Raw genomic sequence first — 13420 nt, 5'->3', positions numbered from 1 at the left:
CGCCGGCGCCGGGTCAGGCCGGGTCGCTGGTGCGGTAGGACATCGGGTGCCCCTGCTCGGACCGGGCGGGCTGCAGACCGATACGCGCCTCGGCCTCGGCCAGGGCCACCTGGCGGGCCAGCCCGACGATCCGGGTCTCCTGCTCGCGGAACCGGACGCCGGTGCTGCCGACCTGGTAGATGAGCACCAGGGCCACGACGTAGAAGAGCAGGTCGGATCCACGGGTCACGCCGACGAGGTCGGCCAGCCACTGCGTGCTGGCCGGGAACATGACGGCCAGGACGCCGGCCACGACCGTGAGCACGGCCAGGATCTTGCGGCGGGCCTGCCCGCGCAGCGAGGCCCGGGACCGCAGCGAGAAGTAGACCAGGGCGATCAGGGTGGGGATGAGCAGCCACTTGATGATCACGGTCGACGCCGTCCTTCGCTGACCCGGTGCGCGATGGTGTCGGCCAGGATGTTGACGCTGTTGAGCAACGGCTGACCCTTCGCCCGGGAGTACTCGGTGTAGAGGATGTGCACGGGGTGCTCGACCACCCGTCGGCCAGGACGGGTCAGGTCCTCCTCGAGCTCCGAGGCGTAGGCCATGCCGGTGTGGCTCAACCGGATCGAGGCGGCCACCTCGCGGGTGATCAGCCGGAGCCCGTTGTGCGCGTCGGTGAGCTTGGTGCCCGCCCGGCGGTTCATCACCTTGGTCGCCGTCCGCAGGATCAGCCGCCGGAACGGGCTCATCTGGGTCTGGCCGTCGAGGAACCGGGAACCCATGACGACGTCGTAGCCGGTGCGGATCTTCTCGATCATCCCCAGCAGGTCGGACAGCTGGTGCTGCCCGTCGGCGTCGAAGCAGGCGATGTACTTGGCGTCGGTGAACCGCAGCGCCGCCTCGTACCCGGTCTGCAGCGCGCCGCCGGCGCCGAGGTTGATCGGGTGGCTGACGCGGAAGGCCCCGGCGGCGTCGATCTCCTCCGCCGAGTTGTCGGTGCTGGCGTCGTCGACGGCGATCACCTTGAGGCCCGAGGCCACCAGCTGGGCGATGACCTCGCGCACGACGAGGCCCTCGTTGAAGACCCGGACGACGACGACCGTGTCGTCCCAGGGCCCGGTCGCACCCGTCACGGCGCCTGCCTCCCGTGCGTGGGCGGCGACGACGGACCCACCGGTGGGCCGTGCGTCCGCTCCGTCGACGTGCATCGGGACCGATGCTAGTGACCGCACCGGGGTGGTCGACCCGCCGGGCGACCCGGCACTCGTCCTGCTCGCCGGCGGGGCCGGCAGGGGGTAGGTCATCACAGCGACGCCGTCACCTCGTAGATCACGGCGTCCGCGTTGCGGTACACCTCGGTCAACCCGTCCACCTGCTGCAGTCCGACCAGCCCCGGGGACCTGGTCATGTCCGTCCGCAGGAATCCCTGTCCCACGACCACGTAGCGCACGTCGAGCTCGCGGACGGCTTCCTGCACCTGGGGCGAGGTGTCCAGCCGCCGCATGCCCTGCGTCAGGACAGCCGCCGGGCTGCCCTCGGCCGCGCCGTAGAAGGTCCACTCCACCGGCTGGGCACCACCGACGGCGTACATCCACACCGACCCGTCGAACCGGTCGTTCATGACCCGCTCACCCGGCCCCACGTGCTCGCCCAGCCAGACGTAGGCCGCGCGCTCGCCCGCGGTGACGGTGGGGCCGTCGCCGTAGGTGAGGGACAGCCGGTCGGTGTTGCGCTGCACGTAGGCACCGTTGCCGAGGGCCGCGACGGCCAGCAGGGTGGCCAACCCCGCCGCCGACGCCACGAGGACGGGACGCCGGGGTGCCAGCCGGGCGGCGGCCCAGGAACCGACCGCGACCACGACCTCGCCCACGGCGAAGGTGCCGACCAGCGGCAGCAGCGCGGCGAACCGCCAGGCGTCGTTGTAGAACGGTCCGGACAAGGTGTTGACCAGGTCGCTGTCGATGGACGCGGTGGCCGCGTAGGCGGCCCCGAAGACGACGAACGCGCCGACCAACCAGACCAGACGCCGGCGCAGCACCATCACGACCAGGCCGACCAGGGCCGTGAGCCCCAGCCACCACTGGGCCTCCTGGGTGACCGGGGAGAACAGCAGGACCTGCCCGAAGCCCTCGGTGGTCGTGGCGAACTCCGGCCAGCGGGCCGCCTGGACGCCGCCGCTCTGCACCGTCGCGGGCAGGATCACCGGCGCCAGCAGGAGGACGGCCAGGACCGCACCGATGCCCATCGGCAGCAGCGCGGCCTTCCAGACCACGGGCTCCAGGCGCAGTGCGAAGGCCACCAGCAGCGCGACGGCGTAGACGAGGACCACGAACGCGATGCTCGGGTGCATCGCGACCACCCCGGTCACGCCCAGGGCCAGCGCCACCACGGCCGGGAGGACCGGGGAGCGGTCGACGAGCATCCGCGCCACGGCGAGCACCCCGGGCAGCAGGGCGAGCCCGGCCACGTACGGCCACAGCGGCCCGCGCCACAGGGAGTCGAAGGGGAAGGCGGTGAACCAGGTGCTCACCGTGGCGGCGACGGCCACCACGGGGGCCGGCACCCGCCAGGTCATGCCCAGCGCGGCGATGCCCAGCGGCCACGCCAGCACCATGAGCAGCGCACCGGCGTTGAGCGCGTAGGACGGGTCGGACCCGAACTGGACCAGGATGGCCAGGACCGAGTGGTAGGTGATCGGGTAGAAGTACGGGTCACCCTCGGCCAGGTTGGCGATCGGCGCGATGGCCGACGGCACCGCCTGGCCGTTCTCCGCGATCCAGCGGACGGCGTTGGCGTGGAAGGGCGCGTCGAAGTCCTGGGAGATCGCCGCCAGGCCCCGGGTGGCCCGCAGGAACACCGTGGCCCCCACCGCCATGCCCAGCAGCACGCCGCCCCCGACCAGCAGGTGCTCCCACCGGGCCCGCACCAGGGGCAGCTCGCGGCCGCCGGCCGGTCCGGTGCCGTCGGCCGGCACCGCGTCGGCCGGCCGTCCCCGGCGCCGCCGGGCCAGCAGGGCGGCGACCGCGGCGCAGACCGCGGTGAGCACCAGCGCCCAGGCCGCGAAGGACCACACCGACCACCGGATGCCCAGGGTGCCCAGCACCGGGCCGCCGACGGCCGCCGCGCCGAACGTCGCCGCCGGCCCGATCCCGGCCAGCCGCCATCCCCGCACCCCGGCGGCGGCGCAGATCAGCACACCGGGCACGACGACGAGCAGGGCGAGGACGAAGATCATGGAGTTCCTTGGTGAGGGATGACGTGCCGGTGTCGACCGGCACCTGGCGACCATAGGTCGGAGTCCTGGCCGGGCCGTGGACCTCCCGTGCCGTCCGGGGCCGATGGGCGACGTGTGGCCGACGGGGCGCAATGGGTCGGGGACCGCGCGTGGTCGGCACACCGTGCCGGACGCCGTCACCCGGGCGCCGTCGACCTTGCCACGTCCACCGGCCCTCCCGGACCACTGGGCTACTCTCGCCCGATCGGCAGCAGGACCACTGCAGGAGGTACGCGACATCCATGGCGCCACGCATCGAACCCTCCGCGGACGTCGCGACCGACGTGGAGGTCGGTGACGGCTCCTCGGTGTGGCACCTGGCCCAGGTCCGCGAGGGCGCCCGGTTGGGGCGTGACTGCGTCGTCGGTCGAGGTGCCTACATCGGCACCGGCGTCCGCCTCGGCGACAGCTGCAAGATCCAGAACTACGCGCTGGTCTACGACCCGGCGGTGCTCGGGGACGGCGTCTTCGTGGGGCCGGCGGCCGTGCTGACCAACGACCAGTACCCCCGGGCGATGAACCCAGACGGCAGCGCCAAGAGCGCCGCCGAGTGGACCGCGGTCGGGGTGACCGTCGACTCCGGCGCCTCGATCGGGGCCCGCGCCGTGTGCGTGGCCCCCGTGCGCATCGGCGCCTGGTCCATGGTCGCCGCGGGCGCGGTCGTCACGCGCGACGTGCCGGCGCACGCACTGGTGGTCGGCGTCCCGGCCCGCCAGGTCGGCTGGGTCGGCTTCGCCGGCGCCCGGCTGCGCGAGGAGGGCGACCTCCTCGTCTGCCCGCTCACCGGGCAGACCTTCCAGACAGCAGACGACACCATCAGAGAGGTCACCCCGTGACGACACCGCCGATGATCCCCGTGGCCAAGCCGCTGATCGGGGACGACGAGCGCGCTGCGGTGGACCGCGTGCTGCGCTCGGGGATGATGGCCCAGGGCCCCGAGGTGGCCGCCTTCGAGCAGGAGTTCGCCGAGGCCCTGGTCCAGGGGCGCGAGTGCGTGGCCGTGAACTCCGGCACCTCGGGCCTGCACCTGGGCCTGTTGGCCGCCGGCATCGGCCCGGGCGACGAGGTCGTCGTCCCCTCCTTCACGTTCGCGGCCACGGCCAACTCGGTGGCCCTCACCGGCGCCACCCCGGTCTTCGCCGACATCGACCCGGTCTCCTTCTGCCTGGACCCCGCCTCGGTGGAGGCGGTGGTGACCGGGCGGACCGCCGCGATCATGCCGGTCCACCTCTACGGCCACCCGGCCGACGTGGCGGGTCTGGCCGCGGTGGCCGAGCGCCACGGCCTCGCACTGTTCGAGGACGCGGCACAGGCGCACGGCGCCGCGCAGGACGGCCGCGCCGTCGGCACCTTCGGCGCGTTCGGCATGTTCAGCCTCTACCCGACCAAGAACATGACCTCCGGCGAGGGCGGCATGGTCAGCTGCGACGGCGAGGTCGCCCGGAAGGTGCGCCTGCTGCGCAACCAGGGCATGGCTGCGCAGTACCAGAACGAGGTCGTCGGCCTGAACAACCGGATGACCGACATCCACGCAGCGATCGGGCGCGTGCAGCTGGGCCGGCTCCCGGCGTGGACCACCACCCGGCAGCGCAACGCCGCCTACCTGGACGCCCACCTGGAGGGTGTGGCGACACCGACCGTCCGCGCCGGTGCCACCCACGTCTACCACCAGTACACGGTGCGGGTGGACGGCGACCGCGACCGCATGGTGCAGGCGCTGCGCGAGGAGCACGGCGTCGGCAGCGGCGTGTACTACCCGGTGCCCAACCACCGGTTGGCCAGCTTCGCCCTGGACCTCGACCTGCCGGAGACCGAGAAGGCGGCGCGCGAGGTCATCTCGCTGCCCGTGCACCCCTCGCTGACCTCCGACGACCTCGACCGCGTCGTGCAGGCCGTGAACACCGTCGCCCGGGCCGGTGCGTGATGGCCGACCTGCGCGCGGGGCTGATCGGCCTGGGGTCCATGGGCCGCCACCACGCCCGGCTGCTCCGGCAGCTGGACGGCGTGGAGCTGGTCGCGGTGGTCGACGCCGTCGGCGACTCCTTCGGCGTCGCCGGTGACCTCGCCGTGGGCCAGCAGGTCGACCACCTGCTGGCTGCCGGCATCGACATGGCGGTCGTGGCCGTGCCGACCGCCGAGCACGAGCGGGTCGGCCTGGAGCTGGCCGCCGCCGGCGTGCACACGATGATCGAGAAGCCGATCGCGGAGAACGGCGCGGCCGGGCTGCGCCTAGCCGAGGCCTTCGAGGCCGCCGGGCTGGTGGGCGCCGTCGGGCACATCGAGCGGTTCAACCCGGCGCTGCAGGAGATGCGCAAGCGCATCGAGGACGGCCAGCTGGGCGACATCTACCAGATCGCCACCCAGCGGCAGGGCCCCTTCCCGGGCCGGATCGCCGACGTCGGGGTGATCAAGGACCTCGCGTCGCACGACATCGACCTGACCGTGTGGGTGGCGCAGAGCGACTACCGCTCGATCAGCGCACGGACCGCGCACCGCAGCGGACGCCAGCACGAGGACATGGTCGCCGCCACCGGCGTCCTGGCCAACGGCATCATCACCAACCACCTGGTGAACTGGCTGTCCCCGTTGAAGGCCCGCACGACGACCGTCACCGGCGAGAAGGGGGCCCTGGTCGCGGACACCGCGAGCGCGGACCTGACCTTCTACGCCAACGGCACGTTCCTGACCGAGTGGGAGTCGATCACGTCCTTCCGCGGGGTCACCGAGGGCGACAGCATCCGGTACGCGCTGGCCAAGCGCGAGCCCCTGCTGCTCGAGCACGAGGCCTTCCGGGACGCCATCCTGGGCCGCGACCAGCGGATCGTCACCATGCGGGAGGGCCTGCACACCCTCCAGGTGGCCGAGGCCGCGCTGGAGTCCGCCAGCACCGGCGTCACCGTCGACCTGCGTCGGGACTGACCCACCCGGACGACGCCCGCGGGGCGGGCGTTGTCCGGCGGCGGGTCAGAACAGCGTCTCGACCGCGTCGGCGATGACCCGGCTGGGCCAGTACCGGTCCATGGTCCCGGGCGACCGGTAGCGCTCCGGGTCGGCCAGGAAGGCCCGCAGGCGGTCGGGCTGCAGCCTGGTGAGCACCATCGTCTCGCCCTCGCCGGCGAGAATCTCGGTGTGCGCGCGGTGGATGGCCGCCGGGATGCCCAGGTGGCTGGTCTCCTGCTGCAGGCCGCCGCTGTCGGTGACCACGAAGCGGGCCCCGGCGAGCACCGGCATGAAGTGGACGTAGCTGAGCTTGTCCTCGATCCGGAACCGGTCGTCGAACAGCCCGAGCAACCCGTACTGGGCCAGCCGCTCGCGCTCGGAGGCCCCGGCGAAGTACACGACCGGGATCGTGGCCGAGTGCTCGGCGAGGATCTCCAGGGCCTGCCGGTAGAGGGCCTCGTCGCGCACCAGCTCGAAGCGGTGCAGGGTGGCCACGGCGTACTCCGCAGGCAGGTCGACCGCCGGCGGCGTGGGCCGGTCCAGGGCGTAGCGGACGGCGTCGACGACGGTGTTCGCGCCGGTCGTGACCACCGCGCCCCGCCGGCCCCGCAGGTTCTCCGCCTCGACGTCGGTCGGGGCGAAGTGCACGTCGACCACGCGGGCGGCCAGCCGCCGGTTGACCTCCTCCGGGAAGGGGTGCCGCAGGTTGTGGCTGCGCATGCCGGCCTCCACGTGGCCGACCCGTGCCCCCAGCAGCCGCCCGATCACCGCGCCCAACGGGGCGGTGAAGGTGTCGCCGTGCACCAGGACCACCGGGCGACGCCCGTCGGCCCGCAGCCGGTCGCGCAACCGCGCCCTGTGCCGCCACACCGTGGTCGCCAGGCGGGCACCCCAGCGGGGGACGTCGACGGGGCGGGCCAGGTTCCCGGCGCCGTCCTCGGGCACCAGCCACTCCGTGGGCGCAGGCAGCGAGAGGTCGGCCAGCGCCTCGCCCAGCTCCTCGACGTGCTGCGCGGTGTACCAGATCTCGCAGGACCGTCCCCGCCCGGTGAGCTCGTGGAAGACGGGAGCCACCTTGATGAGCTCTGCCGTGGTGCCGACGATGAATGCGATCAACGGGTGCCCCTCGCCTCTGACGTCATCCGCGCACAATAGGTGACCACCGCCGGGCCCCCTGGCCACGGGCCGGGCCGACCCGGGCAGCCCGGTCCCGGGCCGCCGCTCGGCTAACCTCGCCCCATGGCGACCCCGACGACGTCCGCCCCGGTCATCCCGCCGCCCCCGCTGGAGGCGCTGAGCGTCGTCGTCCCGGTCTTCAACGAGCAGACCTGGATCCGCACCTGCATCGAGGCACTGGTGACCTCGGCGGCGCGGGCGTCGCTGCCGCTGGACCTGGTCGTGGTCGACGACGGCAGCACCGACGGCACCCCGCAGGTGCTCGCCGAGCTGTCCGCCGAGCACGGGTTCACCGTCGTCCACCAGCCCAACGCCGGGCGGCTCACCGCCCGGGCGACCGGTCTGGCCCGGGCGCGGGAGCCCTGGGTGCTCCTGCTGGACAGCCGGGTCATCACCGGACCGGACTCCCTGTCCTGGGTGCGCCGTGCCGTCGCCGCCGATCCCGACCGGCTGGTGTGGTGCGGCCACGTCGACGTCGCCACCGACGGCAACCTCTTCGCCGCGTACTGGGCGGGACTGGTGAAGATCGGTTGGCGGCGGTACACCGCCGACCCGCGACTGGTCTCCTTCGGCGCCGAGGAGTTCGACGCCTACCCCAAGGGGACCGGCTGCCTGCTGCTCCCCCGCGAGCTCCTCGCCGAGGCCGGCGCCAGCTTCCGCTCGCTCTACGACGACCCGGACCTGGCCAGCGACGACACCCGGCTCCTGCGGCACGTCGCCGGCCGGACGCCGATCTGGCTGACCCCGGACTTCCGCTTCGACTACCACGGCAAGCAGGGCGCCCGCGGGTTCGTCAAGCAGTGCTGGTTCCGCGGGACGACCTTCGTGGACGGCTACCTGGGCCAGCCGGGCCCGGTCCGGCGCGCCCTGCTGGCCGCGCTCGCCGGCGGCGGGGTGCTGGCGCTGCTGGGGCTGCGCCGCCCGGCCCTCGGCGCCGTCGGCCTGGGCGCCGTCACCGTCGCCGTGCCCGCCGTGGTCGCCACGGTCGGTGGCGGTCGGGACGAGGTCGTGGCCGGCGCCGTCCTGACCCCTGTCTTCGTCGCCAGCTTCGGCGCAGGCGTCCTCCGCGGGCTCGTGCTGGCGGCGCGCAGCCGGCTGGGCGCCGCCCGCAGCCGAGCGACCGGGTGAGCGGCCCGACCGACCGGCGGGCAGCAGGGCGTTCGGACGTCGCCCGCACCGGGATCGCGATCGCCGTCGCCAGCGCGGCCGGCTACGCGCTGCTCGCCCTCGTCGGACGCGGCCTGAGCCCGGCCGACTTCGGGGTCTTCGTGGCCGTCTGGGGCGTCGTGTTCGGGTTGGGCTCCTCGCTGTCGACGATCGAGCAGGAGGCCGCGCGGGACGCGGCGCAGACGGGGCCGGCCGGCGGCGGCCCACCGGCGGCCGCGGTCACCTCCGCCGCCGCGCTGCTGGCCGGGCTCGTCGCCGCGGTGACGCTCGTCCCGGCGGTGGGCGAGCTCCTGTTCGGCCGTGCGGACGGCGTCTTCGGCATCGTCGTGCTGGCCGCCGCGCTCGGGTTCGCCGCGCAGTTCGCCGTCCGCGGGCTGCTCGTCGGGTCCGGGGACGTCGGGGGCTACGGCCGCTTGGTGGTCACCGAGGCGCTGCTCCGGCTGGTGGTGCTGGTGGCGCTCCTCGTCCTGGCCCGCCTGGACCTGCGGACAGCGGTGGTGGCCGTCGGGGTGGGCTCCTTCGCCTGGCTGGCCTGGTCCCGCCGGGCCGGTTCGGTCCTGCCGAGCGGTCGGGTGCCGCGGTCGACGTGGCGTCCGGCGCTGGGCAGGGCGGCGTCGCTGATGGCCGGTGCCGGGCTGATCGCCAGCGTCATCACGGGTTTCCCGACGCTGGTGACCGCGTTCGGCGACGGGGCACCGGGTGCTGCAGGCGGCGCGGTGTTCGCCGCCCTCACCGTCTCCCGGGTCCCGCTCCTGCTCATCTCCCCGGTGCAGGCCTTGGCGGTGCCCTTCGTCGTCCGCACGCGCGAGCAGCCCGGCCGCGAGGGTGCAGCAGCGCTGCGCCGCATGCTGCTGCTCGGCACCCTCGCCGCGCTGGCGCTCGGGGCGGTCGGCGCGCTGCTCGGCGGACTGCTCGGCCCCTGGGCGGTGCGCCTGGTCTACGGCAGCGGGTACGACGTCCCCGCCGCGGCGATGGCCCTCCTCGTCCTGTCGGCCTGCCTGCTGGCCTGGACCCAGCTGCTGTCGGCCACCCTCATCGCCCTCTCCGCGCACCGCCGGATGATCGCGGTCTGGGCGGTGGCGGTCACCGCCACGGTGCTCTGGCTCGTGCTGAGCCCGCTCGACGTCGTCGCCACCACGGCCGTGGGCGCGATGGTCGGCCCGGTGGCCGCCCTGGCGTGCGCCCTGCCCTCCGTCCACCGGCTGGCCGCCACCGCACCGGGGACCGCTCGCACCGACTGACCCTGTGGCGGGTGGGACCCGCGGGACCGGCGGGACGACGACCCCGCGCGTCGTCCGGCGGTGGGCCCACAAAGTGCCGTGCTGCCCGGCCGCCCTTGTCGCCCATCGCCCTGTGACGGGACGTTCACGTTGCGTAGCGTCGTGGACGACCCAGCGAGCCGGACCCGTCCTGTCGGGAGGCTCGCGCACGACCAGCGAGGGAGAACGACACGGTGGCTGCGACGTCGACCCGGCCCAGCCGACTGGGTGCCATGGACGCGCTGCGTTTCCTGGCCGCCCTGGCGGTGGTCGCCTTCCACCTCACCGGCATCAACCCGGGCTGGGAGGGCCGTGCGCCCGCCGAGACCGACACCCTGGGCCGCTGGGCCGCCTACGGGGCGATGGGGGTGCCGCTGTTCTTCGTGATCAGCGGGTTCGTCGTCCTCATGACCGCCTGGGGTCGGGACGTGCCGCACTTCGTGGCCTCCCGCATCGGGCGGCTGTTCCCCGCCTACTGGGTCGCGGTGGGGATCGCCGCGGTCTTCGCCTTCGTGCTCTGGCCGGCCGGCTCGGTCAGCGAGGGCGTCGCGCCCACGAAGGGCGACGCCCTGGTCAACCTGACGATGCTGCAGGGCGCCTTCGGCGTCCGGGACCTCGACGGCGCGTTCTGGACGCTGTGGACCGAGGCGCGGTTCTACGTCCTGGTCGCCGTGCTGGTGGTCGTGGGGATCACCCGCCGGCGCGTGCTCGCCTTCGCCGCCCTGTGGCCCCTCGCGGGGGCAATGGCCCAGCAGGCCGGTCAGCCCCTGGTCGCCACCGTGCTGATCGCGGACTACTCCCCCTACTTCGCCGGCGGCATGCTGCTGTACCTGCTCCACCGGTGCGGCCACGACCTGCTGACCTGGCTGCTGGTGGGGATGCAGGCGTTGTTCGCCCTGCACTTCGCGCTCGGCTACTACCCGGTGGCGCTGACCCGGGCCACCGGGTGGGCCACCTCCGGCACCCTCGTCGCCGTGGTCTCGACGGCCTGCTTCGGTCTCGTCGCCCTCGTCACCCTGACCAGGGTCAACCGCGTGGGGGCGCGCTGGATGACGACCCTCGGTGCGCTCACCTACCCGCTGTACCTGGTGCACGAGAAGCTCGGCTACTTCGTCATCCACCTCCTGGCCGGCCGGACCTCGGCCTGGCTGGTCCTGGCCGCCGCCCTCGCCGCGCCGCTGGCCCTCGCCGTGCTCGTGCACCGAGCCGTCGAGCGGCCCCTCGGTCTGCGGCTGCGGACGGCCGTGCTCACCGCCCTGCGCCGGGACGAGGCACCCGAGCCGACCCGGGCACCAGCTGTGGCCGGTCCCGCCGTCCCCGCGCCGGCCGAGGCCGTCGCCGTCGCCGTCGCCACCGGGGAGACGCCGCTCACGACGTCCGCCCGCCGTCCCGTGACCCATCCCGTGCCGATGCACGCCGGGTCGCGCAGCACCGCACAGTTCCCGGCGGTCCACCGCTCGCCCTCGACCCGTGGGCCCGCGGCCACCGGGCCGGTCGGGCGCCCCGCCGTGCCGACGACGTCGTCGAGCGCCCGCCACTCCGCCGTCCTCGACTCCTGAACTGCGAGCTCCCGTGCCCTCTCCCCAGCGCCGCCCCGCCGTCCGGACCCTGGTCCTGCTCGTGCTGGCAGCCGCCGTCCTCGCCGCAGCCGCCGTCCTGGTGCTGAACCGCACCCCCGACGAGGAGGCCGCGGCCAGCACCTCCTCAGCGGCCTCGAGCACGGCCACCCCGTACGCCTCGTACAGCATCGGTGCCGAGCCGACCCAGGTCGCCACCGACGCCCCGGCGCCCGGGGTGGACCCGAGCCCGACGGCGACCGACCCGGCGACCGACCCGGCGCCGACGGCCGGTCTCGACGTGGTCCTGACCTACGCCCAGTACCAGTCCGACACGGGGACGGTGCAGGCCAACGGGTTCGTCTCCGGGGTCATCGAGGACGGCGGCACCTGCACGCTCACCCTGCGGCGCGACGGTGCCGAGGTCGACGTGCGGACGCTGGGCTCGGCCGACGCGACCACCACGTCGTGCGGCCTGCTGGAGACCGGCACCGACCTGACCCCGGGCACCTGGGACGCGCAGCTGACCTACTCCTCCGCGACCGGGGACGGCTCCTCGGCCACCGGCGAGGTGGTGGTCCCGTGAGCGCCGTCCCCCGCACCGCACGGATGGTCGTGCACACCCTGACCCTGCTGTGCGTGCTCGCCGGCGTGCTGGGGGCCGTTCCGCCCGCGGCTCAGCCCGCACCGGAGCTCGTCCCCGCGGCCGACATCTCGCAGTTCGACCCGGGCAACATCATCAGCGACAGCATGTTCTTCGACGCCAACGCCCTCACCGCCCAGCAGGTCCAGGACTTCATCGCCGCCAAGGGACGCACCTGCACCCCCTCCGGCGCCGGCATCCCCTGCCTCAAGGACTACCGCGAGACCACCTTCACCCGCACGCCCGACGGCATCTGCGACGGCACCTACACCGGCGCCCCAGGCGAGTCCGCCGGCATGATCATCTGGAAGGTCGGCCAGGCCTGCGGCATCAGCCCCAAGGTCCTGCTCGTCCTGCTCCAGAAGGAACAAGCCCTCCTCACCGCCACCGGCGCCGGCCTCACCGCCCGCCGCTACCAGATCGCCGCCGGCATGGGCTGCCCCGACACCGCCGCCTGCGACACCCAGTACTACGGCTTCTACAACCAGGTCTACTCCGCAGCCCGCCAGTACCAGCGCTACGCCACCTACCCCCGCAACTACTCCTACCGCGCCGGGGCCACCAACACCGTCTACTGGTCCCCCACCGCCAGCTGCGGCACCAGCCAGGTCTACATCGCCAACCAGGCCACCGCCGGCCTGTACAACTACACCCCCTACCGCCCCAACGCCGCCGCCCTCGGCGCCGGCTACGGCACCGGCGACGCCTGCTCCGCCTACGGCAACCGCAACTTCTGGCTCTACTTCACCGACTGGTTCGGCACGACCATGTCCCCGGGCGGTGACGCCCTGCTGGCCTCCTACGCCGAGCGCGGCGGGGCCACGGGGAGCCTGGGCGCGCCCCGGACCGGCATCATCTGCGGCCTGGCCGCGGGCGGGTGCGGGCAGGTGTTCGCCGACGGCACGCTCTACTGGTCCCCGGCCTCCGGGGTGCGGGCCGTCGCGGAGCCGGTGCTGTCGACCTGGGGCAGCCGCCGCGAGAGCGGCATCCTGGGCTACCCGGTGTCCGAGTACGCCTGCGGCATGGCGCAGGGCGGCTGCGGCCAGGCCTTCCAGGGCGGGCGCATCTACTACACCTGGTCCACCGGGGCCCACGCCCTCACCGGGGACGTCCAGTCGGCCTGGATCGCGCAGGGCTTCGAGAACGGCCCGCTGGGCTACCCCACCACCGACCTGATCTGCGGCATGGCGGCCGGCGGGTGCGGCCAGGTCTTCCAGGCCGGACGCATCTACACCACCCCCACGACCGGGGCGCACGCCGTCTCCGGCGCCCTGCACGCCGCCTGGGCGGCCCAGGGCTTCGAGGCCGGCGCTCTCGGCTACCCGACCACCGACCTCATCTGCGGCATGCGCAGCTCCGGCTGCGGTCAGGTCTTCCAGGGCGGACGCATCTACTCCACCCCCACCACCGGCGCGCACGCCA

General features: G+C 74.0%; 12 protein-coding genes. 8 read left to right on the top strand and 4 right to left on the bottom strand.

What is annotated here, in order from left to right:
• Positions 1-13: 13 nt before the first annotated feature.
• The 3 genes from UXQ13_RS06520 to UXQ13_RS06510 form a co-directional block, all read right to left on the bottom strand.
• Positions 14-409 carry a DUF2304 domain-containing protein gene (locus UXQ13_RS06520; protein ID WP_336391981.1) on the bottom strand — a complete coding sequence of 132 codons (396 nt, stop codon included), beginning with the start codon at positions 407-409 and terminating at the stop codon, positions 14-16.
• Entirely contained in the window at positions 406-1116 is a 711-nt protein-coding gene (locus tag UXQ13_RS06515; RefSeq protein WP_336391980.1) for a glycosyltransferase family 2 protein, read from the bottom strand. Before UXQ13_RS06515 ends, UXQ13_RS06520 begins: the two co-directional genes overlap by 4 nt.
• 170 nt (positions 1117-1286) lie before the next feature.
• Positions 1287-3218 (bottom strand): DUF6541 family protein, encoded by a 1932-nt coding sequence (locus tag UXQ13_RS06510; RefSeq protein WP_336391979.1) that lies wholly within the window; start codon positions 3216-3218, stop codon positions 1287-1289.
• Between the two features lie 281 nt (positions 3219-3499).
• Between UXQ13_RS06510 and UXQ13_RS06505 the strand changes: the two genes are divergently transcribed.
• The 3 genes from UXQ13_RS06505 to UXQ13_RS06495 are packed head-to-tail and all read left to right on the top strand — an operon-like array spanning position 3500 to position 6176.
• A complete protein-coding gene (locus tag UXQ13_RS06505) occupies positions 3500-4093 on the top strand; it encodes an acyltransferase (RefSeq protein WP_336391978.1) in 594 nt (197 codons plus the stop codon).
• Positions 4090-5181 carry a DegT/DnrJ/EryC1/StrS family aminotransferase gene (locus UXQ13_RS06500; RefSeq protein WP_336391977.1) on the top strand — a complete coding sequence of 364 codons (1092 nt, stop codon included), beginning with the start codon at positions 4090-4092 and terminating at the stop codon, positions 5179-5181. Before UXQ13_RS06505 ends, UXQ13_RS06500 begins: the two co-directional genes overlap by 4 nt.
• Complete coding sequence (locus UXQ13_RS06495; protein WP_336391976.1) at positions 5181-6176, top strand: Gfo/Idh/MocA family oxidoreductase; 996 nt, start codon at positions 5181-5183, stop codon at positions 6174-6176. The genes UXQ13_RS06500 and UXQ13_RS06495 overlap by 1 nt, the downstream gene beginning before the upstream one ends.
• Positions 6177-6221: 45 nt before the next feature.
• On the opposite strand, the gene UXQ13_RS06490 is transcribed toward UXQ13_RS06495, so the two are convergent.
• Positions 6222-7313 (bottom strand): UDP-N-acetylglucosamine 2-epimerase, encoded by a 1092-nt coding sequence (locus tag UXQ13_RS06490; RefSeq protein ID WP_336391975.1) that lies wholly within the window; start codon positions 7311-7313, stop codon positions 6222-6224.
• 123 nt (positions 7314-7436) lie between these two features.
• Between UXQ13_RS06490 and UXQ13_RS06485 the strand changes: the two genes are divergently transcribed.
• The 5 genes from UXQ13_RS06485 to UXQ13_RS06465 form a co-directional block, all read left to right on the top strand.
• Entirely contained in the window at positions 7437-8501 is a 1065-nt protein-coding gene (locus UXQ13_RS06485) for a glycosyltransferase family 2 protein (RefSeq protein WP_336391974.1), read from the top strand.
• Positions 8498-9781 (top strand): hypothetical protein, encoded by a 1284-nt coding sequence (locus UXQ13_RS06480; protein ID WP_336391973.1) that lies wholly within the window; start codon positions 8498-8500, stop codon positions 9779-9781. Before UXQ13_RS06485 ends, UXQ13_RS06480 begins: the two co-directional genes overlap by 4 nt.
• A gap of 251 nt (positions 9782-10032) precedes the next feature.
• Complete coding sequence (locus UXQ13_RS06475) at positions 10033-11358, top strand: acyltransferase family protein (RefSeq protein ID WP_336391972.1); 1326 nt, start codon at positions 10033-10035, stop codon at positions 11356-11358.
• A 13-nt stretch (positions 11359-11371) separates the two neighbouring features.
• Positions 11372-11941: a hypothetical protein gene (locus UXQ13_RS06470; protein ID WP_336391971.1), complete on the top strand. Its 570-nt coding sequence runs from the start codon at positions 11372-11374 to the stop codon at positions 11939-11941.
• Positions 11938-13420, top strand: a 1483-nt coding sequence (locus tag UXQ13_RS06465) for an LGFP repeat-containing protein (RefSeq protein ID WP_336391970.1), incomplete at its 3' end; no start/stop codon positions are given. The genes UXQ13_RS06470 and UXQ13_RS06465, both read left to right, overlap by 4 nt.

The organism is Klenkia terrae (assembly GCF_037083865.1).
In the GTDB taxonomy this organism is placed as follows: Bacteria; Actinomycetota; Actinomycetes; order Mycobacteriales; family Geodermatophilaceae; genus Klenkia; species Klenkia terrae.
The sequence above is the reverse complement of the archived record's forward strand: the minus strand, read 5'-3'. Positions and strand labels throughout refer to the sequence as shown.